Annotated in this window: 20 protein-coding genes and 2 tRNA genes; 2 read left to right on the top strand and 20 right to left on the bottom strand. The window is 67.1% G+C overall.

Features of this window, described 5'->3' with window-relative positions; all coding sequences use genetic code 11:
* Positions 1-88: 88 nt before the first annotated feature.
* The 5 genes from RQG82_RS11870 to RQG82_RS11850 form a co-directional block, all read right to left on the bottom strand.
* The gene (locus RQG82_RS11870) at positions 89-730 is read right to left on the bottom strand and encodes an ATP-dependent Clp protease proteolytic subunit (RefSeq protein WP_311259281.1); all 642 of its coding nucleotides are present in this window, start codon (positions 728-730) and stop codon (positions 89-91) included.
* 20 nt (positions 731-750) lie between these two features.
* A complete protein-coding gene (locus RQG82_RS11865) occupies positions 751-1,347 on the bottom strand; it encodes an ATP-dependent Clp protease proteolytic subunit (protein ID WP_056516636.1) in 597 nt (198 codons plus the stop codon).
* Between the two features lie 81 nt (positions 1,348-1,428).
* Complete coding sequence (locus tag RQG82_RS11860) at positions 1,429-1,923, bottom strand: tetratricopeptide repeat protein (RefSeq protein ID WP_311259280.1); 495 nt, start codon at positions 1,921-1,923, stop codon at positions 1,429-1,431.
* 85 nt (positions 1,924-2,008) lie between these two features.
* Positions 2,009-3,535, bottom strand: coding sequence for a trigger factor (gene tig / locus RQG82_RS11855; RefSeq protein ID WP_311259279.1), 1,527 nt, complete (start codon positions 3,533-3,535; stop codon positions 2,009-2,011).
* A 62-nt stretch (positions 3,536-3,597) separates the two neighbouring features.
* Positions 3,598-3,671 (bottom strand) — tRNA-Pro (locus RQG82_RS11850).
* Between the two features lie 109 nt (positions 3,672-3,780).
* Here RQG82_RS11850 and RQG82_RS11845 point away from each other — a divergent pair.
* A tRNA-Gly gene (locus tag RQG82_RS11845) sits at positions 3,781-3,851 on the top strand.
* Positions 3,852-3,969: 118 nt separating this feature from the next.
* The gene (locus RQG82_RS11840) at positions 3,970-5,175 is read left to right on the top strand and encodes a hypothetical protein (RefSeq protein ID WP_311259278.1); all 1,206 of its coding nucleotides are present in this window, start codon (positions 3,970-3,972) and stop codon (positions 5,173-5,175) included.
* A gap of 73 nt (positions 5,176-5,248) precedes the next feature.
* Here RQG82_RS11840 and RQG82_RS11835 read toward each other — a convergent pair whose 3' ends face one another.
* From RQG82_RS11835 to RQG82_RS11765, 15 genes are all read right to left on the bottom strand, one after another.
* A complete protein-coding gene (locus RQG82_RS11835; protein WP_042540778.1) occupies positions 5,249-5,602 on the bottom strand; it encodes an RNA polymerase-binding protein RbpA in 354 nt (117 codons plus the stop codon).
* Positions 5,602-5,850: a preprotein translocase subunit SecG gene (gene secG / locus RQG82_RS11830; protein WP_042540779.1), complete on the bottom strand. Its 249-nt coding sequence runs from the start codon at positions 5,848-5,850 to the stop codon at positions 5,602-5,604. The genes RQG82_RS11835 and secG overlap by 1 nt, the downstream gene beginning before the upstream one ends.
* Positions 5,851-5,931: 81 nt before the next feature.
* Entirely contained in the window at positions 5,932-6,723 is a 792-nt protein-coding gene (gene tpiA, locus RQG82_RS11825; RefSeq protein ID WP_311259277.1) for a triose-phosphate isomerase, read from the bottom strand.
* Entirely contained in the window at positions 6,714-7,928 is a 1,215-nt protein-coding gene (locus RQG82_RS11820; RefSeq protein ID WP_311259276.1) for a phosphoglycerate kinase, read from the bottom strand. Before RQG82_RS11820 ends, tpiA begins: the two co-directional genes overlap by 10 nt.
* A 10-nt stretch (positions 7,929-7,938) precedes the next feature.
* The gene (gene gap, locus RQG82_RS11815) at positions 7,939-8,949 is read right to left on the bottom strand and encodes a type I glyceraldehyde-3-phosphate dehydrogenase (protein WP_311259275.1); all 1,011 of its coding nucleotides are present in this window, start codon (positions 8,947-8,949) and stop codon (positions 7,939-7,941) included.
* A 115-nt stretch (positions 8,950-9,064) separates the two neighbouring features.
* Positions 9,065-9,691: a superoxide dismutase gene (locus tag RQG82_RS11810; RefSeq protein ID WP_311259274.1), complete on the bottom strand. Its 627-nt coding sequence runs from the start codon at positions 9,689-9,691 to the stop codon at positions 9,065-9,067.
* Positions 9,692-9,879: 188 nt separating this feature from the next.
* On the bottom strand, positions 9,880-10,857 hold the full coding sequence (gene whiA / locus RQG82_RS11805) for a DNA-binding protein WhiA (protein ID WP_042540784.1): 978 nt from the start codon (positions 10,855-10,857) through the stop codon (positions 9,880-9,882).
* A gap of 68 nt (positions 10,858-10,925) precedes the next feature.
* Complete coding sequence (rapZ, locus tag RQG82_RS11800; RefSeq protein WP_311259273.1) at positions 10,926-11,798, bottom strand: RNase adapter RapZ; 873 nt, start codon at positions 11,796-11,798, stop codon at positions 10,926-10,928.
* A 30-nt stretch (positions 11,799-11,828) separates the two neighbouring features.
* The gene (gene uvrC, locus RQG82_RS11795) at positions 11,829-13,745 is read right to left on the bottom strand and encodes an excinuclease ABC subunit UvrC (RefSeq protein WP_311259272.1); all 1,917 of its coding nucleotides are present in this window, start codon (positions 13,743-13,745) and stop codon (positions 11,829-11,831) included.
* A complete protein-coding gene (gene uvrA / locus RQG82_RS11790; protein ID WP_311259271.1) occupies positions 13,745-16,633 on the bottom strand; it encodes an excinuclease ABC subunit UvrA in 2,889 nt (962 codons plus the stop codon). Before uvrA ends, uvrC begins: the two co-directional genes overlap by 1 nt.
* A 63-nt stretch (positions 16,634-16,696) precedes the next feature.
* On the bottom strand, positions 16,697-17,221 hold the full coding sequence (locus RQG82_RS11785) for a hypothetical protein (RefSeq protein WP_311259270.1): 525 nt from the start codon (positions 17,219-17,221) through the stop codon (positions 16,697-16,699).
* Complete coding sequence (locus RQG82_RS11780) at positions 17,218-18,477, bottom strand: DUF58 domain-containing protein (protein ID WP_311259269.1); 1,260 nt, start codon at positions 18,475-18,477, stop codon at positions 17,218-17,220. Before RQG82_RS11780 ends, RQG82_RS11785 begins: the two co-directional genes overlap by 4 nt.
* Complete coding sequence (locus RQG82_RS11775) at positions 18,474-19,439, bottom strand: MoxR family ATPase (RefSeq protein WP_311259268.1); 966 nt, start codon at positions 19,437-19,439, stop codon at positions 18,474-18,476. Before RQG82_RS11775 ends, RQG82_RS11780 begins: the two co-directional genes overlap by 4 nt.
* A 1-nt stretch (position 19,440) precedes the next feature.
* Positions 19,441-19,977 (bottom strand): hypothetical protein, encoded by a 537-nt coding sequence (locus tag RQG82_RS11770; RefSeq protein WP_311259267.1) that lies wholly within the window; start codon positions 19,975-19,977, stop codon positions 19,441-19,443.
* Positions 19,974-20,705 (bottom strand): DUF4129 domain-containing protein, encoded by a 732-nt coding sequence (locus tag RQG82_RS11765; protein ID WP_311259266.1) that lies wholly within the window; start codon positions 20,703-20,705, stop codon positions 19,974-19,976. Before RQG82_RS11765 ends, RQG82_RS11770 begins: the two co-directional genes overlap by 4 nt.

Raw genomic sequence — 20,705 nt, 5'->3', positions numbered from 1 at the left:
ATCTTGCCTCACAGTCGTCGCACATTCGCCGGAGACGACGAAAGGACGCCGACCCCGAGGGGTCGACGTCCTTTTCGCAGCGAGATGCTTACATGCGCTTGCGCGACGTGAGCACCTGGTCGACGAGGCCGTAGTCCAGCGCCTCGGCGGCCGACAGGATCTTGTCGCGGTCGATGTCGCGGTTGACCTGCTCCACCGGCTTGCCGGTGTGGCGGGCCATGGCCTCCTCGAGCCAGGTGCGCATGCGGAGGATCTCCGCCGCCTGGATCTCGATGTCGGACGCCTGACCGTGTCCGGCCTCACCCATCGCCGGCTGGTGCATCAGCACACGGGCGTTGGGCAGAGCGAGACGCTTGCCGGGGTGGCCGGCCGCGAGCAGCACGGAGGCAGCGGATGCCGCCTGGCCGAGCACGACGGTCTGGATCTGCGGCGCGACGTACTGCATCGTGTCGTAGATCGCCGTCATCGCGGTGAAGGACCCACCGGGCGAGTTGATGTACATCGTGATGTCACGCTCGGAGTCCTGGCTCTCGAGAACGAGAAGCTGGGCCATCACGTCGTCGGCCGACGCGTCGTCGACCTGGACGCCGAGGAAGATCACGCGATCTTCGAACAGCTTGTTATAGGGGTCCTGGCGCTTGAAGCCATAAGCCGTGCGCTCCTCGAACTGCGGGAGCACGTAGCGGCTGGAGGGCAGGTCGCCGGCAGAGCGGAAGGTGGGTGCGTACATGGGAGTCCTTTCGCTTTCCGTTACTTGATGTCCTGGTCGGTTCCGCCGCCACCGACGACGTCGGTGGCCGAGTCGCGGATGTGGTCGACGAAGCCGTACTCGAGGGCCTCGTCGGCGGTGAACCAGCGGTCGCGGTCACCGTCGGCGTTGATCTGCTCGACCGACTTGCCGGTCTGCGCCGCCGTGATCTCGGCGAGGCGGTTCTTCATCGAGGTGATGAGCTGCGCCTGCGTCTGGATGTCGCTCGACGTGCCGCCGAAGCCACCGTGCGGCTGGTGCAGCAGCACGCGGGCGTTGGGCGTGATGTACCGCTTGCCCTTCGTGCCTGCCGTCAGCAGCAGCTGACCCATCGATGCGGCCATGCCGATTCCCACGGTGACGATGTCGTTCGGAACGAACTGCATCGTGTCGTAGATCGCCATGCCCGCGGTGATCGATCCGCCGGGCGAGTTGATGTAGAGGTAGATGTCCTTCTCGGAGTCCTCTGCGGCGAGAAGGAGGATCTTCGCGCAGATCTCGTTCGCATTGTCGTCGCGCACCTCCGATCCCAGCCAGATGATGCGGTCTTTCAACAGTCGGTCGAAGACGCTCGTAGCGAGGAGGGGTTCTGCAGCCATGTCAGCTCCTGATTCCGTGTTTCAGTGATTCGAATCTACCGGCGACAACGCAGCGCTCAGGCCGTGTTCGCCGTCGGCATATCAGCCGTCGAGTTCGGCGATCTCATGGGCGTATGCGGTCATCGAGCGGTGGTATCGCGGGAGGTGCGGCACGAGTGCCAGCAGCGCTACCGAGAGTCCCTGCGACGGCTTTCCCGAACTCGCCAGGATCAGCGCATGCACGGTGGCGACGGCGTCGCGATAGGGGCCGTCGGCAGATCGCTCCTGTTCCGCGAGGATCACGGCGAGAGCGTCGTCGTAGGCGCCGAGGTTGCGCAGCGAGCTCGCCAGCTGGATGACGCACTGCGGGCGGTGCTCGTCGTCGAGTCCGAGAGCGAGAGCATGCCTGTAGAGCTCCACGGCCTCGGCGGGACGCCCGGCGGAGTCCCTGGCGCCGGCACGCTCGAACTGCGCTCGCGCGTCGTCGAACCCGCGCTCGGCAGCCAGCGCGTCGATCCGCGCGATCGTCTCTTCGCCGACTTCGTCACCCGATGCGTCAGCCCACACCTCATCGATGCGTTCGTCCCAGGTCTTCATCGTGTCCTCACTGTCGGGGTGTCGTCTTTCACGAGAAAGGGGCGGATGCCGCAGCATCCGCCCCTCTCATCGAGATCGTGTTCGATCACTCAGCCTTGTCGGCAGCCTTCTTGGCCGGGGCCTTCTTCGCTGCGGGCTTCTTCGCGGCCGGCTTCTCAGCGGCGTCGGCGTCGTCGGCCTTCTTCGCGGGAGCCTTCTTCGCAGCGGGCTTCTTCGCGGCCGGCTTCTCAGCGGCGTCGGCGTCGTCAGCCTTCTTCGCAGCGGCCTTCTTAGCCGGAGCCTTCTTGGCCGGCTTCTCGTCAGCAGCTGCGTCGGACTCAGCCTCGGCCTCGTCGTCGGTCACGACGAAATCGGACAGGTCGACCGGCTTGCCGTTGGTGTCGACGACCTTGACCTTGCCGAGCGCGATCGCGAGGGCCTTGTTACGGGCGACCTCACCGACGAGCGCGGGAAGCTGGTTGGACGACTGCAGAGCCTCGACGAACTCCTGCGGAGCCATGCCGTACTGCGATGCGGACTGGATGAGGTACTGCGAGAGCTCCTCCTGCGAGACCTGCACGTCGGCCTGCTCGGCGATCGTGTCGAGCAGCACCTGCGTGCGGAACTGCTTCTCGCTGGCCTCGGTCACCTCGGCGCGGTGCACGTCGTCCTCGAGGCGGTTCTCGCCCTCGAGGTGGTTGTGCACCTCGTCCTCGATGAGCTTCGGCGGCACGGGGATGTCGATCTGCTCGAGCAGCGTCTCGACGAGCTTGTCGCGCGCTGCGGAGCCCTGTGCGAAGACACCCTGCTGCGAGACGCGCTCGGCGAGGCTCGCACGGAGCTCGGCGATCGTGTCGAACTCGCTGGCGATCTGCGCGAAGTCGTCGTCGGCCTCAGGAAGCTCGCGCTCCTTGACGGCCTTGACGGTCACGGCGACCTCGGCCTCGGAGCCGGCGTGGTCGCCGCCCACGAGTGCCGAGCGGAACGTGGTGTCCTCGCCCGCGGTGAGCGACTCGATCGCGTCGTCGATGCCCTCGAGCAGCTCGCCGGAGCCGACCTCGTAAGAGACACCCTCTGCGCGGTCGATCTCGGCGCCGTCGATCGTGGCGACGAGGTCGAGCTCGACGAAGTCACCCTTCGCTGCCGGGCGGTCGACGGGAACGAGCGTGCCGAAACGGGCGCGCAGGTTCTCGAGCTCTGCGTCGAGCGCCGCTTCGTCAGCCTCGACGGCGTCGACAGTGACCGTGATGCCGTCGTACGACGGAATCTCGATCTCGGGACGGACGTCCACCTCGATGTCGACGAGCAGGTCGCCGGAGAAGTCCTTCTCGTTCGGCCACTGCGTGATGTCGGCGGCCGGACGTCCGACGACGCGGAGCTTGTGCTCGACGGTCGCGTCGCGGAAGAACTTGTCGAGGCCCTCGTTGACCGCGTGCTCGATGACCGCACCGCGCCCGATGCGCTGGTCGATGATCGGAGCGGGGACCTTGCCCTTGCGGAAGCCGGGGATCTGCACGTCCTGAGCGATGTGCTCGTAGGCGTGCGCGATGCTGGGCTTGAGGTCGTCGGGGGTGACCGTGATGCTGAGCTTGACCCGGGTCGGGGTCAGCTTCTCGACGGTGCTGTTCGCCATTCTGGTGTGCTCTCCTTGTGATTTCCGCGCTGAATCGCGGCTGTCAGGCCGTTGAAGCCATGTCGGGGCGACAGGAGTTGAACCTGCGACCTCCCGCTCCCAAAGCGGGCGCTCTACCAAGCTGAGCTACGCCCCGGGGAATCCGCTTGCAGATTCAGCCCCACCGAGTCTAACGGACACGAGCACCCGCGTCAGTCCGCTATGATCGATGAGTCGGGACAGACCACCACGTCTGGTCCGACATCGGGGCTGTAGCTTAGTGGTAAAGCCTCTGTCTTCCAAACAGATGATGCGAGTTCGATTCTCGTCAGCCCCTCACTCGACAAGGCCCCCGCGATCAGCGGGGGCCTTTGTTCTTCCCCGGGAGTTCTTCTGCGAGGCGACGCACTCATTAGAGTCGTGGTACGCCGGTTCCCCACGGAGGTCCCCACCGCATGACTGCACCCGTCGACGTGGCTTCCTCCGCCATCGGAGGCCACGCGCTCCCCCCGCGATTCGCCAGCGCGCCGAAGGCGACACCGAGGGGCCGGCAGCGACGCCCCGGGCTGATTCTGGGCGCTGTCGCGGTCATGGTCGTCGCAGTGACGGTCGGGCTGCTCCAGATCACTGCGAGCCTCGGCTATGACGAAGCGCGCGCCGACTTCGACGCCAGCCGAGCCACGACCGCGAGCACCGGGGAGGCGCTCCGACAGGAGCTCGGCGCGCTCGAATCCACTCTCGGTATCGCCGACACGCTCGTGCAGACCGACTCGGGCGTCCTCGTCGCTCCAGCAGCGCGAGATGCGCTGTCGTCCGCCGCGACCGATGCCCGCGAGGTCGTGACCCCCGCGGAGGATCTTCTCGACCAGGACCTGCCGGCTGCAGAAGCGAAACCCGGCGCCTTCTGGGAGCTCTTCGCAGCATCCGGAGAACTCGCCGCGCAGACGCGCGACCTCGACGATCTGGCTGCCGACCTCGACAGCGCGACGCCCCCGCTGACGGCCGCCGGTACGGCAGTGACCGACGCCGGCGCGGCCGTCCTCCGTTCTGCGGCCGATTCCGCACCGGCATTCGAGTCCGCGCATCTCTCCGCCAAGAACGATGCGGTGATCGCGCTGCGCGACGCCGCATCACGAGCATCCGACACGACAATCCTCGACCGATCGGCGGTCGAGACGCTGGTGTCGCTGCAGGACGCCGCGGCACAGGTCGTGGCGACCGAACAGATCGAACTCGCCGAGAAGGCAGGACCTCTGCAGACCGCGCGCACGGAGATCGAGGCGTTCGCTCGCTCGCTCGCCCCCGGCGTGCTGCTCGAGTTCGACTGGAACCAGGTCGTCAACAACGCGGGCTACAACGGCAGCATGGGCGGGCTCACGACGTGGTGGTGGGACGACCCCGACCGCGCAGCCATCGAGCTGTCGAACTCGGTCGCGGAGCAATGGCCCGCCGACCGCAGCAAGGCTCTCGTCGCCCACGAGGTCGGCCATGCGATCAGTGTGAAATGCGAGGACATGTACGACTCGTCGACCCAGGACAGCATCGAGAAATGGGCGACCGCCTGGGCGATCAGCATGGGCTTCACCGACGACGCCAACGGCGTCTGGGCCTACGGCTACCCGCCCCAGTCCTATATTGACGCCGCGTACGGGTGCCGGTGAGCACGCACGCCGCAGACGAGAGAAGCGGCCGCGATCGGATCGCGGCGGCTTCTGTCAAGAGATCAGATCGAGGTCACTGACCTCGACGCTCACGAAGCTGGGTGAGCGCATCCTCGAGAAGCTGGACGGCTTCTGCGTCGGTGCGACGCTCCTTCACATACGCGAGGTGGGTCTTGTACGGCTCCGGCTTCGCGAGCGCAGGCGGGTTCGCCTTGTCGCGACCGGCCGGCAGGCCGGACTGGGGGTGGTCGATCGTCTCGGGGATCTCCTCTTCAGGAAGCCCCGCGGCGAAGTAGCGGACCGTCTCATTGCCGAGACCGTCCCAGTACGAGACCGCGATGCGGTCGGCGTGGTAGCCGTGGTCCTGCTCGCCCATGGGGCCGGAACCGACACGGGTTCCTCGGATCGCATTGCCGCCGGTAGCCATCAGATCACCTCGAACTTCGTGATGAGACCGAGCGCCACGATCGCCACGAACCACGCCAGAGCGAGGACCACGGTGAAGCGGTTGAGATTGCGCTCAGCGAGACCCGACGAGCCGACAGCCGACGTCATTCCGCCACCGAACATGTCGGAGAGGCCGCCACCGCGACCCTTGTGGAGGAGGATGAGGAGAGTCAGCAGGACGCTGGTTATGCCCAGCACCACCTGCAGGACGAACTCGAGAATTTCCACGAGGAAGAGCCTTTCGCTGGGGCAGGATTGCCCCGGTAACGGTCAAGTATACGGTGCGGCGGGGCCGAAGCCCCGCCACACTCACACGCCTACGTGCTTCTCGAAGCGGATGATCGCGGCGAACTCGTCGACCACGAGGCTCGCGCCTCCGACCAGCGCGCCGTCGACATCGGGCTCACGCATGAAGCTGGCGATGTTGGCCGCCTTGACCGATCCGCCGTACAGGATCCGGGTGCGCGCCGCAGCGTCGCCACCGAGGACCTTGGCGATCACCTTGCGCAGCGCGGCGCAGACATCCTGCGCCTGCTGAGGCGTCGCGGCCTGTCCGGAGCCGATGGCCCAGACGGGCTCGTACGCCACCACGATGTCGGCATCCTTCGAGAGCCCCTGCAGAGCGGCTTCGAGCTGCCCGGCCGGAACCGCACTGGCGCCGAACTTCTCGAGGTCCTCAGCGGTCTCACCGACGCAGATGACCGGCGACAGGCCGTGCTTGAGCGCGGCCTTCGTCTTGGCCGCCACGACGTCGTCAGACTCCGCGTGGTACTCGCGACGCTCGGAGTGCCCGATGATGACGTACTTCACGTCGAGCTTCGCCAGGAACGCTCCCGACACCTCGCCGGTGTACGCACCGGAGTCGTGTGCCGAGATGTCCTGCGCGCCCAGCGCGAACGGGATCTTGTCCGCGTCGATCAGCGTCTGCACGCTGCGGATGTCGGTGAAGGGCGGGAACACCGCCACCTCGACCGATCCGTCCTCGTGCTTGGCATCCTTGAGAGTCCAGTGCAACTTCTGCACGAACGCGACCGCCTGCAGGTGGTCGAGGTTCATCTTCCAGTTTCCCGCGATCAGCGGGGTGCGGGTCTTTACGCCCATCCGAGCACCTCCAGGCCGGGTAGTTTCTTGCCCTCGAGGAACTCGAGGCTTGCGCCGCCACCGGTCGAGATGTGACCGAACTGGTCGTCGGTGAAGCCGAGCTGACGCACGGCCGCGGCAGAGTCACCACCGCCGACGACGCTGAGGCCGTCGACCTCGGTGAGCGCCTGCGCGACGGTCTTCGTGCCGCCGGCGAACGCCGGGAACTCGAACACGCCCATCGGTCCGTTCCAGAACACCGTCTTCGATTCGCGGATGACCTCCGCGAACCGCGCGGCGGTCTCCGGACCGATGTCCAGGCCGATGCCCGAGGTTCCGAAAGCTGTGCTCTCGATGGCATCAGCGGCCGTCACCTCGTGGTCGGCATCTGCCGAGAACGAGGATGCCACCACGACGTCGGTCGGGAGCACCAGCTCCACGCCGCGCTCCTGAGCCTCGGCGATGTAGCCGCGCACGGTCTCGAGCTGGTCTTCTTCGAGGAGGCTGGATGCCACGGCGTGGCCCTGCGCCTTCAGGAAGGTGAACAGCATTCCGCCACCGACGAGGATGCGATCCACGCGAGGCAGCAGGTGCGAGATGACGCCGAGCTTGTCGCTCACCTTCGACCCGCCGAGCACCACCGCATACGGGCGCTCGGGGTTCTCGGTGAGACGGTCGAGCACATCGAGCTCGGCCGCGATGAGCAGACCGGCAGCCGAAGGCAGCAGTTCGGCGAGGTCGTAGACGCTCGCCTGCTTGCGGTGCACGACACCGAATCCGTCGGAGACGAGCACGTCTCCGAGCTCTGCGAGCTGGGCCGCGAAGGCGCCGCGCTCGGCATCGTCCTTCGAGGTCTCCCCCGGGTTGAACCGCAGATTCTCGATGACGACGATGCCGCCGTCCTCCAGCGAGGCCACGGCCTCCTGCGCCGACTCGCCGACGGTGTCGCGCGCGAACGCGACCGGCTTGCCGAGCAGCTCGGACAGGCGCTGGGCGACCGGCTCGAGGCTGTACTGCGGGTCGGGCGCACCGTCGGGGCGTCCGAGGTGCGAGCACACGACCACGCGGGCGCCCGCGTTGATCAGTGCGTTGAGGGTAGGCAACGAGGCGCGGACACGGCCATCGTCCGTGATGATCCCATCCCGCAGGGGGACGTTGAGATCACAACGGACGATGACGCGCTTGCCCTCGAGCGAACCCAGTGAATCCAGGGTGCGCAGAGTCATGGGAGGTGTCTCAGAGACGCTCGGCCACGTACTCGGTCAGGTCGACGAGACGGTTGGAGTAGCCCCACTCGTTGTCGTACCAGCTCGAGACCTTGACCAGGTTGCCGCTGACGTTGGTCAGCGTCGAGTCGAAGATCGACGAGTGCGGGTTGTGCACGATGTCGCTCGAGACGATCTGGTCTTCGTTGTACTGCAGGAAGCCGGCGAGGCGTCCCTCGGCAGCAGCCTTCTTGTACGCCTCGTTGACCTCTTCGACCGTGAGGTTCTCGCGGTCCGTGATCAGCGTCAGGTCGACGATCGAGCCGGTGGGAACCGGAACGCGGTACGACGAGCCGCTCAGCTTGCCCTGGAGCTCGGGCAGAACCTCGCCGATCGCCTTGGCGGCACCGGTCGAGGCGGGCGTGATGTTGATCGCAGCGGCGCGTGCACGGCGCAGGTCGCTGTGCGGGCCGTCCTGCAGGTTCTGATCTGCGGTGTAGGCGTGAGCGGTCATCATGAAGCCGCGGTCGATGCCGAACGCGTCGTTGAAGACCTGGGCCAGCGGCGCGAGGCAGTTCGTGGTGCAGGAGGCGTTGGAGATGATGTGGTGCGTCTCCGGGTCGTACTTGTCCTCGTTCACGCCCATGACGAACGTGCCGTCGACGCCGGTGCCCGGAGCCGAGATGAGGACCTTCTTGGCGCCCGCATCGATGTGCTTCTTGGCCGCCTCGGCCTTGGTGAAGAAGCCGGTCGACTCGATGACGATGTCGACGCCCAGCTCGCCCCACGGGAGGCCTGCGGGGTCGCGCTCTGCGAACGCCTTGATCGTCTTGCCGTTGACAGTGATGCTCTCGTCGTCGTAGCTGATGTCAGCGTCGAGGACACCGCCCACAGAGTCGTACTTCAGAAGGTGGGCAAGGGTCTTGTTGTCGGTGAGGTCGTTGACAGCGACGATCTCGATGTCCGCTCCCTGCGCGAGAGCCGCGCGGAAGTAGTTGCGTCCGATGCGGCCGAAGCCGTTGATACCGATCTTGACAGACACTCAGGTCTCCCTGTTTCTCGTGCGCTGTGCGCAGCAAAAGTGCTTACGCGATGCGCGGGGGTTTTTGGCTGAGATGGCGTCCCGACGAGACTTGGCCCGTCGGGACGCGACCCGATTACGACAGTACCAGCAGGCCGTTCGTCTTCTCGCGGGCGACCTCGAAGCGCTGCGCGACGTTCTCCCAGTTGGCGATGTTCCACGCGGCCTTGACGTAGTCGGCCTTGACGTTGAGGTAGTCGAGGTAGAAGGCGTGCTCCCACATGTCGAGCTGGAACAGCGGCACGGTGCCGGCCGCGGTGTTCGACTGCTGGTCGAAAAGCTGCTGGATGATCAGACGCTGGCCGATCGAGTCCCAGCTGAGCACCGACCAGCCGGAGCCCTGGATTCCGAGGGCGTTCGCGGTGAAGTGCGCCTGGAACTTCTCGAACGAGCCGAAGAACTCATCGATGGCGGCCTTGAGCTCGCCTTCGGGCTGTCCGCCACCGGTCGGCGAGAGGTTGGTCCAGAAGATGGAGTGGTTGACGTGACCGCCGAGGTTGAACGCGAGGTCCTTCTCGAGCTTGTTCACGTTCGCGAGGTTGCCGCTGTCGCGGGCCTCGGCGAGCTGCTCGAGGGCGGTGTTGGCGCCGGCGACGTAGGTCGCGTGGTGCTTGTCATGGTGCAGCTCCATGATCTTGCCGCTGATGTGCGGCTCGAGGGCTGCGAAGTCGTAGGGAAGGTCGGGGAGCGTGTAAGTCGCCATGTCGCTTTCATCCAATCCGCGCCGCGCCGCGGCGCTTGCCGATCCTCTGCGCCGCCGATGTGCGGCGAAGAGCGGACGTAACTCATCCTAGTGACGACAACGCACGGCTGTCCCGGATCCTTCCTCCGTATGACGAAGCGAGGCGGCCCCTGATCGGGGCCGCCTCGCTTCTGAGAGTTCTGTGCTGGTCAGACGTCGAGCCCTGCGGGGACGGCGGCCTCGGTTCCCGGGATGCCCTCCTGCTGGGCGCGCTTGTCGGCCATGGCCAGAAGGCGGCGGATGCGGCCGGCGACGGCATCCTTCGTCATCGGCGGGTCGGCGTGGTGACCCAGCTCGTCGAGGCTCGCATCCCGGTGCGCGAGGCGCAGCTCGCCGGCGACCTTGAGGTGGTCGGGCACCTCGTCGGCGAGGATCTCGAGAGCGCGCTCGACGCGGGCGCAGGCGGCGACTGCGGCCTGCGCGGAACGACGCAGGTTGGCGTCATCGAAGTTCACGAGACGGTTCACCCCCGCCCGCACCTCGCGGCGCTGGCGCATCTCTTCCCAGGCGACAGCGGTCTTCTGCGCACCCATCTCGCTGAGGATGGTGCGGATGGCCTCACCCTCGCGGACGACGACGCGGGGCATACCGCGCACCTCGCGTGCCTTCGCAGCCACTCCGAGGCGGTGTGCGGCGCCGACGAGTGCCATCGCGGCCTCAGACGACGGGCAGGCGACCTCGAGCATGGCCGAGCGACCCGGTTCGCTCAGGGTTCCCGCGGCGAGGAACGCTCCACGCCACAGACCGGCCACCTCGGCGCGAGAGCCGGTGGTGAGACGGTTGGGGAGGCCACGGACCGGGCGACGACGCTGGTCCAGCAGACCGGTCTGGCGTGCGAGGGTCTCCCCCGACGCGATCACCCTGACAGCCCACCGCGCTCCGTCGTTCGCCGTGCTCGACTGCACCTGGGCGATCTCGGGCCGAACACCGTAGATCTCTGCGAGGTCGCGCGCGACACGCTGCGCGAGGATCTCGGCATCCACCTCCGCCTCGACGGCAACCCGCCCGGCGATCGAGTGCAGCCCTCCGGCGAACCGAAGGATAGAGGTGACCTCCGCGACACGCACCGTCGGGGGTGCATTACGGATGCTGACAAGCTCAGCTTTGACGTCGGTGGTTAGTGCCACGACACTCCTCTACGCTCACGCGCCGGATCGCGGCGCAAACCTCCAGCCTACTCTGACGGAGGCTCCTGCTATTCCCTGCCGAGGTCCCGGTGACGCACGTTGACGGCCACTCCGGGCACGGACGCGAGCCGACGAACGAGCTCCTCCACCATGGCGACGGATCGGTGCTTTCCGCCGGTGCAGCCGATCGCGATCGTCGAGTGGCTCTTGTTCTCGCGCTGGTACCCCTCGAGCACCGGGGTGAGCGCCGCGGTATAGGCGTCGAGGAACTCTGCGGCGCCTTCACGCGAGAGCACGTAGTTCTTCACCGATTCGTCTTGACCCGTCAGGCCGCGGAGCTCTTCGTTCCAGAAGGGATTGGGCAAGAAGCGCATGTCGGCGACCATGTCGACATCGGTCGGAAGACCGTACTTGAATCCGAAGCTCATGAGCGTCACACGGTGCCGCGCTGCACCCTCTTCAGAGAAGAGGTCGGACACCTGCGTGGCGAGCTGATGGATGTTGAGCGCTGAGGTGTCGACCACGAGGTCGGCCGACTCGCGGATCGGCGCGAGTCGGAGGCGCTCGATACGGATGCCGTCGAGCAGGGTGCCATCTCCCTGGAGCGGATGCGGCCTGCGGACCGCCTCGAATCGACGCACGAGCACGTCGTCGGACGCGTCGAGGAACAGCACACGCACTGAACCGCGCGATCGCAACGCCCGCGCCACGCCGGGGAAATCGTCGAAGAGGTTGCGTCCTCGGACATCGACCACCGCGGCGACCTTGGGCAAGGCGTTGCCGCCCATGTCGGTGAGATCCAGCAACGGACGGAGAATCTGCGGCGGAAGGTTGTCTACGACATACCAGCCGAGGTCCTCGAGTGCGTTCGCGACCGTCGTGCGCCCTGCGCCCGACATGCCCGTGACGATGAGGAACTCGCCTTTGTCCCCGTCAGTCATGGTTACTCCTTCTCCCCCGCTTGCCCCAGCCTAGCGAGTGGAGAGATGCGTATGGATGTTCTCAGCGAGCACGGGCCCGATGCCCTGCACCTCTTGGATCACCTCAGGCGGTGCAGACCGCAGTGCGGTGACGGATCCGAAGTGCTTGAGAAGGACCTTGATCCGCGATGCACCGAGCCCCGGCACCTCGGCGAGGATCGACGTGATGTCGTTCCTGCGCCGCTTGCGCTGGTGCGTGATCGCGAATCGGTGGGCTTCGTCTCTCAGCCGCTGGAGCAGGTAGAGCGACTCGCTGGTGCGCGGCAGGATCACCGGGAAGTCGTCCCCTGGGAGCCAGATCTCCTCGAGCCTCTTGGCGATGCCGCACACCGCGATCTCGGTGTGACCGGCGTCTCGGAGTGCGCGCGCGGCTGCCTCGACCTGCGGCTGCCCGCCGTCGACCAGCAGCAACTGCGGCGGGTAGGCGAAGCGGGGCTTGCGCTTGACCTCGACGACGACCTCCTCGAGGTCGTCTCCCGCTTCTCCGGGGATCACCACGGCTGCTGCGGGCTCTTCGGCCTCCTCAGGACGATCGAGGTAGGCGAGACGACGACGCAGCACCTGGTACATAGAGTCGGTGTCGTCTGTGGTCTCGGCGATGTTGAACGAACGGTACTGGTCTTTTCGAGGCAGCCCGTCTTCGAAGACCACCATCGATGCCACCACGTTCGTGCCGCCGAGGTGCGAGATGTCGAAGCACTCGATGCGCAGCGGCGCCTCCGACATCCCCAGCGCCTCCTGCAGATCCGTCAGAGCCTGCGTGCGCGCGATGTAGTCGCTCGTGCGACGGGTCTTGTAGCGGATCAGCGCCTGCTGCGCGTTGAGTGTCGCGGTGCGCATCAGGTCGGCGCGCTGACCCCGCTGGGCGACGGCGATCTCGACCTTCTTGCCTCGCCGCTCGCGCAGCCACACCTCGAGCTCGGCCGCGTCGTCTGGCAACGTCGGCACGATGATTCGCCGCGGCACATCTTGAGCATCTCCATACGCGCGCTGCAGCACCTGATCGACGAGGTCGGCGGTCGAGATGTCGATCTCCTTCTCGATCGTCATCGCACGGACGCCTCGCACGCGCCCGCCGCGGATCACGAAGTGCTGCACGGCCGCGGCGAGCTCGTCTTCCGCGATTCCGAACAGGTCGGCATCCTCGTCGGTCGCGAGCACCAGCGCGCTCTTGCCGAGCACCGCCTCGATCGCTGTGAGCTTGTCGCGGAATCTGGCCGCGGCCTCGTAGTCCATCGCGGCGGAGGCGGCCAGCATCCGCTTCGTCAGCTCCCGAGTGAAGCGCTCGTCGCCTCCGGCCATGAACGCGACGAAGTCGTCGACCATCGCACGGTGCTCTTCTATGGTGACCGTCATCGAGCATGGTCCGCCGCACTTGCCGATCTGCCCCGGAAAGCACGGACGCCCCGTCTGCATCGCGCGCTTGTAGCTGGAGTCGCTGCAGGTGCGGATCGGGAACGCCTTGACCATCAAGTCGATCGTCTCGTGCACGGCCCAGACCTTCGGGTAGGGACCAAAGTAGCGCGCACCAGGAATCTTGCGGTTTCTGGTGACGATCACGCGCGGCGCCTCATCGCCCAGTGTCACGGCCATGAACGGGTAGGACTTGTCGTCCTTGTAGCGGACGTTGAAGGGCGGATCGAACTCCTTGATCCACATGTACTCCAGCTGCAGCGAGTCCACATCGGTCGGGACGACGGTCCACTCGACCGAAGACGCCGTGGTGACCATGCGCCGCGTGCGCTCGTGAAGCGTGCGCAGCGGCGCGAAGTAGTTCGACAGACGCTGACGCAGGTTCTTCGCCTTGCCGACGTAGAGCACGCGTCCGTCGGCGTCGCGGAAGCGGTACACGCCGGGGTTGGTGGGGATCTCACCGACCCGCGGCTTGTACGGCAGGACGTCGGCCATCAGCTGGCCTTCCGCGCAGAGCGCCCCTCACCCAGGATCTCGGCGAGGAACTGGCCCGTGTGGCTGTCCTCGACTCGCGCGATCTGCTCGGGGGTGCCGGTCGCCAGGATCTCTCCACCACCTGACCCGCCCTCCGGTCCGAGGTCGATCACCCAGTCGGCGGACTTGATGACATCGAGGTTGTGCTCGATGACGATCACGGTGTTGCCCTTGTCGACGAGTCCGTTCAGCACCTCGAGGAGCTTGCGCACGTCTTCGAAGTGCAGCCCCGTGGTCGGCTCGTCGAGCACGTAGATGCTGCGCCCGTTGCTGCGACGCTGGAGCTCGGTGGCGAGCTTGACGCGCTGCGCCTCGCCACCGGACAGGGTCGTCGCCGACTGACCGAGACGCACGTAGCCGAGGCCCACGTCGACGAGGGTCTTCATGTAGCGGTGGATCGCCTGGATGGGCTCGAAGAACTCCGCAGCCTCGGCGATCGGCATCTCGAGGACCTCGGCGATGTTCTTGCCCTTGTAGTGCACCGACAGCGTGTCGCGGTTGTAGCGCTTGCCGTGGCAGACCTCGCAGTCGACGTAGACGTCGGGCAGGAAGTTCATCTCGATCTTGATCGTGCCGTCTCCCGAGCACGCCTCGCAGCGCCCGCCCTTGACGTTGAAGCTGAAGCGTCCGGGCTGGTACCCGCGGACCTTCGCCTCGGGCGTCTCGCTGAAGAGCGAACGGATGCGATCGAAGACGCCGGTGTAGGTGGCCGGGTTCGAGCGCGGGGTGCGACCGATCGGCGCCTGGTCGACGTGCACGACCTTGTCGAGATTGTCGAGACCGGAGACGCGGGTGTGCTTTCCCGGAACCGTGCGGGCGCCGTTGAGCCGTGAGGCGAGCACCTGGTACAGGATGTCGTTGACCAGCGAGGACTTGCCCGATCCGGACACTCCGGTGACCGCAGTGAGAACACCCAGCGGGAAGTTCACGCTGACGTTCTTCAGGTTGTTCTCGCGGGCGCCGACGACGCTGAGCATGCGCTTCTTGTCGAGCTTGCGACGCTTCGCCGGGGTCGGGATCTCGCGACGACCGGAGAGGTATTGTCCCGTCATCGAGTTCGGCTCGTTCAGGAGTGCCTCGTACGACCCGGAATGCACGACCTCGCCGCCGTTCACTCCCGCGCCAGGCCCGATGTCGACGACCCAGTCGGCCGATTCGATGGTCTCCTCGTCGTGTTCGACGACGATGAGCGTGTTACCGAGGTCGCGGAGCTTCAGAAGGGTGTCGATCAGTCGACGGTTGTCACGCTGGTGCAGACCGATCGAAGGCTCGTCGAGCACGTACAGCACACCGGTGAGGCCCGAGCCGATCTGCGTGGCGAGGCGGATGCGCTGTGCTTCACCACCCGAGAGCGATCCGGCCGAGCGGCTGAGGTTGAGATACGAGAGCCCGACCTGCAGCAGGAAATCGAGTCGCAGGCGGATCTCGCGCAGCACCTGGGCTGCGATCTTCGCCTCGCGATCGGTGAGAGTGAGTGTCTCCATGAACGAGCGCGCATCGGCGAGGCTGAGGTGCGAGACCTCAGCGATCGAGTGGCCGTGCACCTGCACCGCGAGCACCTCGGGCTTGAGCCGGTTGCCGTCGCACACGGGGCACGGAACCTCGCGGAGGTACTCGCCCCAGCGCGAGCGCTGCGTGTCGGACTCGGCCTGCGCATACTGCCGCTCGATGTAGGGGACGACGCCCTCGAAGCCGGATGCGTAGCGCATCTCGCGCCCGTACCGGTTCTTGAACTTGACAGTGACCTTGTAGTTGTCGCCGCGGAGGATCGCATCCTGCACGTCGACCCTGAGGTCCTGCCACGGGGTGTCGAGCGAGAACTTGAGGTCGTCGGCGAGCCCCTCGAGCAGACGCTCGTAGTACTGGAAGAGGCCCTTGCCCTGAGTGGTCCAGGGCACGATCGCGCCCTCGCGGATGGAGAGCTCCTCGTCGCCGAGCATCAGGTCGATGTCGACCGACATCCGGGTGCCGAGACCCGAGCAGGCGGGGCAGGCACCGAACGGCGCGTTGAAGGAGAAGGTGCGCGGCTCGATCTCGGTGAGGGACAGAGCGTGCCCGTTCGGGCATGCGAGCTTCTCGGAGAACGACTGCCAGGCGTCGTCGCCCTCTCCGTCGACGAAGTTCACCTGCACGACGCCGCCGGCGAGTCCGAGTGCGGTCTCGACGGAGTCGGTGACGCGACCGAGGATGTCGTCGGCCGCGACCAGACGGTCGACGACCACTGCGATGTCGTGCTTGTAGCTCTTCTTCAGCGTGGGCGGCTCGGCGAGCTGGATCAGATCTCCGTCGACGATCGCGCGGGAGTACCCCTTGGCCCCCAGTTCGCGGAACAGATCGACGAACTCCCCCTTCTTCTGGGAGACGATGGGCGCGACGATCTGGTAGCGCGTGCGCTCGGGCAGCTCCATCAGCTGGTCGGCGATCTGCTGCACGGTCTGTCGCTGAATGCGCTCACCGCACTCTGGGCAGTGCGGAATGCCGATGCGCGCCCAGAGCAGACGCATGTAGTCGTAGATCTCGGTGATCGTGCCGACCGTCGACCGCGGGTTGCGGTTGGTCGACTTCTGATCGATCGAGACCGCGGGGCTGAGCCCCTCGATGAAGTCGACGTCTGGCCGGTCGACCTGGCCGAGGAACTGGCGCGCGTAGGCGCTCAGCGACTCGACGTAGCGACGCTGCCCTTCGGCGAAGATCGTGTCGAACGCGAGACTGGACTTTCCCGAACCGGACAGGCCGGTGAACACGACGAGGGAGTCGCGTGGGATGTCGATGTCGACATTCTTCAGATTGTGTACGCGGGCACCGCGAACGCTGAGTTTTCCTGGGGTTGCAACCGGGACGATAGGCACTGATCAAGTCTACGAGGGGCCACCGACATTGGCTCCGTGAGGGCTCACAGGGAAGGCATCACCTCACGGTGCTCGGCGGTTCGCCCTCACGAGCAGGGTCGCCGTGAGCGCGACGACGGCTCCGGCACCGGCCACCGCTGCCCACGGCACGGTCGACGTCGATCCTTGCGCGGCGACTCCGCCGACGACCATCACGACGACGGTCACCGGCTGAGCGATCACCTGGACGACGAGCAGCCGCAGCCCACTGGGCCGGAGCGCGGCGATCACCACGCGGGACCCTGCGGGGATCACGAGAGAGAGCGACATCAGCACGTGGATCAGCTGCACGACGAGCACCGCGATCATCGCCCGCCCGAGATCGGGCTCCGAGATCAGCATCCCGATCACGAGGCAGCCGACTGATCCCCACGCAGCGAACGTCTGCGGAAGAACAGCAGCGACGATCGCGAGCACGACCGCGGCCACCTGCCACCCGATCACCGGACACAGCGCGGCAGCGCCGACGGCGACAGCGGCGACGAGCGCGCCCCGCACGACGAGCCAGGAGACCGCAGGATCGGTCTGCAGCGAGTCGTTCGCCCTCATCGGCGCGCCCTCGCGATCGCGAGCAGCGCCGATGACGGATCATCGGCCCAGGTGATCACATCGACTCCGGCGCCGTGCAGATCGGCGAACACGTTCTCCCTCTCGGCCAGCACGGTGCGAAGCCCGATGAGCTGCGCGCGCGTGAGACGCGTGCGGTCGAGCGGCGGGAGCACGTCGATCGCGACGACTCGATGGCCGCTCGCCCTCCACATCAGCGCCGTCTGTGCCGCCGCGCCCTCGAAGAAGGTCGACAGCACGAAGACGACGGAGCCGTGCGGCACCGGGGGCGTCCGGCGGAAGGTCGCGTCGTCTCGCGCCTGCCCGGTCGCGGCGATGGCCGCCACCAGGCGAGAGAGGTGCCTCGATCCGCTGCCGCTGCGCAGCGACCGGCCCCCGTGCACGAGCACGTGCAGCGCGACGCGGTCGCCTGCGCCGATGGCGGAGTCGGCGATCGCGCGGGCGGCCTCCCGCGCGAGGTCGAGAGATGTCACGCCGCTGCGTTCGAAGTCGCCGCTCCCCCACGACGAGACCACTTCGCCGAGGTCTTCCGACGTGTCCATCGCGATCACGACGGAGGAGTCGCTGAGGGTGTTGGTCCGTCGAACCAGCAGATCCCCTGGCCTGCGGGCCATCCGCGCCGTGGCCCGCCAGTCCACGCGGCGGAGCTCGTCGCCCGGAGCGAAAGCGTGGATGTCTCTGAAGTCGCCACCCTGGCCCTGACGGCGGCCCTCGTGAGCACCGTGCGCCCCGGTCAGCCGTCGGGGCAGCGGCAGCGCATCGAGCGGTCGACGGGGCGGTGCCACCTGGCGTCCGGCGGCGACGACAGCTGACGTCGTCGCGAGCGCCGCCCCCTCGACAGAGAACCCTCTCGCCGAGGCTTGCACGGGAATCGCCGGCCCGGAGTGCAAGACCCTGCTGCGTGCCGTCACGGATGAGCCGCCACCGGGCACGATCACGCGCCTGGTGCGACGTTCCGACTGAACGATCACCATCTCGACGGCCTCCGCATCACTCTCGACGGCGATCGAGGTGAGCAGCTCGCCCTCCGGCCCCGGCATCGCAACGATCGAGACCTTCGCCTCGCCGCCCGCGGTGCCTCGTGCGATGGCGAACCCGCTCCAGAGAGCGAGGGGCAGCCCCATGGCCGCGATGTCGGGGCGGGCCGACAGCAGGCCGACGACGGCGAGGAGCACAGCGCCGCCGATCGCCACCGGCAGGACCGGCCCACGACGCCCCCCGTCGGGAGCACCCGTCATCCGAGCACCCCGACAGTCGGTGGCACCGCCACCTGACCGACGACCGATCGAACCACATCCGACGCCGAAGCGCCCTGAGCCCACGCCTGCGGAGTGAGGGTGAGCCGATGGGCCAGCACAGGCACGGCGATGCGCTTGATGTCGTCAGGGCGCACGAAGTCGCGGCCGTCCAACGCTGCCAGAGCTCGTCCGAGCAGCAGCAGACCGAGCGAACCTCGCGGCGAGGCCCCGACCTCGACGTTCGGCGCATTCCGCGTGGCGCGCGTGATCTCGACGCAGTAGCGGGAGATGTCCTGATCGACGTGGATGGCTTCGACCGCGTCCTGCAGGGCGACGAGCTGCGCGGCGTCGATCACCGGGGCGACGTGGGTCGCCTCCTGTCGTCGGCTCAGCCGATTCTCCAGGATCCGCGCCTCGTTCTCCGCCCCCGGATAGCCGACGGACAGCCGCACCATGAACCTGTCGAGCTGCGCCTCGGGAAGCGCGTAGGTGCCCTCGTACTCGATCGGATTCGATGTCGCGATCACATGGAACGGTGCCGGGAGCGCGAAGCTGTTGCCCTCGACCGTCACCTGTCGCTCCGCCATCGCCTCGAGCATCGCCGACTGGGTCTTCGGGGTGGTCCTGTTGATCTCGTCGGCGAGCAGCAGACCGGTGAAGATCGGTCCCGGCCGGAAGACGAAGTCCCCTGAGTCCGGTGCGTACACGTATGACCCGGTCACGTCGCCCGGAAGCATGTCAGGGGTGCACTGCAACCGGCGGAACGACAGCCCCAGGGCAGAGGCGAGACTGCGCGCGGCGAGGGTCTTGCCCAGACCGGGCACGTCCTCGAACAGTACGTGACCACCTGCGAGGATCGTCGCGAGCGCGATCTCGACAGGGTCGTCCATGCCCACCACGACGGTCCTCACTGCATCGAGGATCCTGGCTCCGGTGTCGGCGATCTCTGCGGCGGTCGTCATGTCATCTCCTTGATCGACGGAACAGCGAGGGCCGCCCCTGGCCGATGGTCGGGGCGTGCGGCGCGAGCGACGGCGCGCCGGGTGATTCGGGGTTCAGTCGATCGACGGCATCCAGCGCACGTTCGATGTCGACGATCGTCGGCGCGGGACCTGTCAGCCGGTCCCAGAGCTCGGGTCCGATCAGCGCGGTGAGGTGCGCGCTGTCTTCCGGGTCTTCAGGATCGACTCCCCGGCGCAGCAGCCGATGGCGCAGGATCGCGCTCACGCGGCGGGTGATCTGCTGTCCGGCGATGCCGGTGCGCGTGTTCAGCGCCCACGCCATCCGGGAGATCTCGGTCGGCCGACGATGGCGTTCCGCCTCAATGCGCGGGGCGTCGACGCCCGGCTCGAGCGGCATCACGAGTTGTCCGAGCAGACCGACCGCACAGACGAGCAGACTCCAGCCGATGACGAACGGCCAGGCGAAGCCGAAGCCGAGCAGGGCGAGAGCCGCGACGACCGCCGCCCCTATCGAGAGAAGTGTTCTCGGGGCGCTCATCGCCACACCTCCTCGATACACCGCAGGGACCGACGAGCCGAGGCCCGATCATCTTCGTCGGCCACCCGGGTTCCGAAGCGGACGCTCTCATAGAGGCGCAGCAGCGCCGCGGCCTCGCCGGCGACACCCGGCCGCAGAGTGATGATCCGCACCACGAACTCCCCCGGGGTCTCGCTCGCGGCTCGTGTCACCCCCGCGTCCGCCGCGCTCTCCTCGAGCCCGATCCACGCGGCGATGATGGAATCGGATGCCGTGACACGCTCATCGATCGTCGCCAGCGCCCCGGCGATCCCTCGTCGCATCACCCCTGCCGCGATGTCAGCCGTCGGCGTCGACGCGAGCTGATCGACCTCGGATGCGACCACGGATGCGTCGCGGCGCCGGAGCGGGCGCTCTCGCCATGCGCGAAGCAGGGTTCTGGCGACGATCACGAGGAGCGCGATGATCCCGGCCGCCACCAGCACCATCAGGATCCCGGTGAGAATCTGCGCGACCGCGGCGCTCGTGGGTTCGGTCTCCACCGGCTTGGGGAGTCCTGTCCCACCCGGTTCGACCGTGGGCAGAGGCTCCGCTGTGCCAGCCGGAATCGGCTCGGCGGGGCGGAACGTCGGCCGGCCCTGGATCGCGGAAGCGATCATCGCCACGACGAAGAGGACGACCACGGCGAGAGGCAGCACCAGCCGATCGACACTCCGGCGCGCAGGACGCGTCTGGTGTTCGATCGGCAT

It is taken from the genome of Microbacterium sp. WCS2018Hpa-9 (assembly GCF_031843745.1).
Lineage (GTDB): Bacteria > Actinomycetota > Actinomycetes > Actinomycetales > Microbacteriaceae > Microbacterium.
Note: the sequence above shows the minus strand (reverse complement) of the source record. Positions and strands in the feature narration are given on the sequence as shown.

Coding starts and splice junctions, on each gene's coding strand:
- RQG82_RS11765 (WP_311259266.1), bottom strand. CDS start 20,705: ATGCCGATCGAACACCAGACGCGTCCTGCGCGCCGGAGTGTCGATCGG.
- RQG82_RS11770 (WP_311259267.1), bottom strand. CDS start 19,977: ATGAGCGCCCCGAGAACACTTCTCTCGATAGGGGCGGCGGTCGTCGCG.
- RQG82_RS11820 (WP_311259276.1), bottom strand. CDS start 7,928: ATGACTCTGCGCACCCTGGATTCACTGGGTTCGCTCGAGGGCAAGCGC.
- RQG82_RS11865 (WP_056516636.1), bottom strand. CDS start 1,347: ATGGCTGCAGAACCCCTCCTCGCTACGAGCGTCTTCGACCGACTGTTG.
- RQG82_RS11780 (WP_311259269.1), bottom strand. CDS start 18,477: ATGACGGGTGCTCCCGACGGGGGGCGTCGTGGGCCGGTCCTGCCGGTG.
- tig (WP_311259279.1), bottom strand. CDS start 3,535: ATGGCGAACAGCACCGTCGAGAAGCTGACCCCGACCCGGGTCAAGCTC.
- RQG82_RS11775 (WP_311259268.1), bottom strand. CDS start 19,439: ATGACGACCGCCGCAGAGATCGCCGACACCGGAGCCAGGATCCTCGAT.
- RQG82_RS11840 (WP_311259278.1), top strand. CDS start 3,970: ATGACTGCACCCGTCGACGTGGCTTCCTCCGCCATCGGAGGCCACGCG.
- tpiA (WP_311259277.1), bottom strand. CDS start 6,723: ATGGGCGTAAAGACCCGCACCCCGCTGATCGCGGGAAACTGGAAGATG.
- uvrC (WP_311259272.1), bottom strand. CDS start 13,745: ATGGCCGACGTCCTGCCGTACAAGCCGCGGGTCGGTGAGATCCCCACC.
- RQG82_RS11860 (WP_311259280.1), bottom strand. CDS start 1,923: ATGAAGACCTGGGACGAACGCATCGATGAGGTGTGGGCTGACGCATCG.
- RQG82_RS11835 (WP_042540778.1), bottom strand. CDS start 5,602: ATGGCTACCGGCGGCAATGCGATCCGAGGAACCCGTGTCGGTTCCGGC.
- RQG82_RS11785 (WP_311259270.1), bottom strand. CDS start 17,221: ATGAGGGCGAACGACTCGCTGCAGACCGATCCTGCGGTCTCCTGGCTC.
- RQG82_RS11870 (WP_311259281.1), bottom strand. CDS start 730: ATGTACGCACCCACCTTCCGCTCTGCCGGCGACCTGCCCTCCAGCCGC.
- RQG82_RS11810 (WP_311259274.1), bottom strand. CDS start 9,691: ATGGCGACTTACACGCTCCCCGACCTTCCCTACGACTTCGCAGCCCTC.
- rapZ (WP_311259273.1), bottom strand. CDS start 11,798: ATGACTGACGGGGACAAAGGCGAGTTCCTCATCGTCACGGGCATGTCG.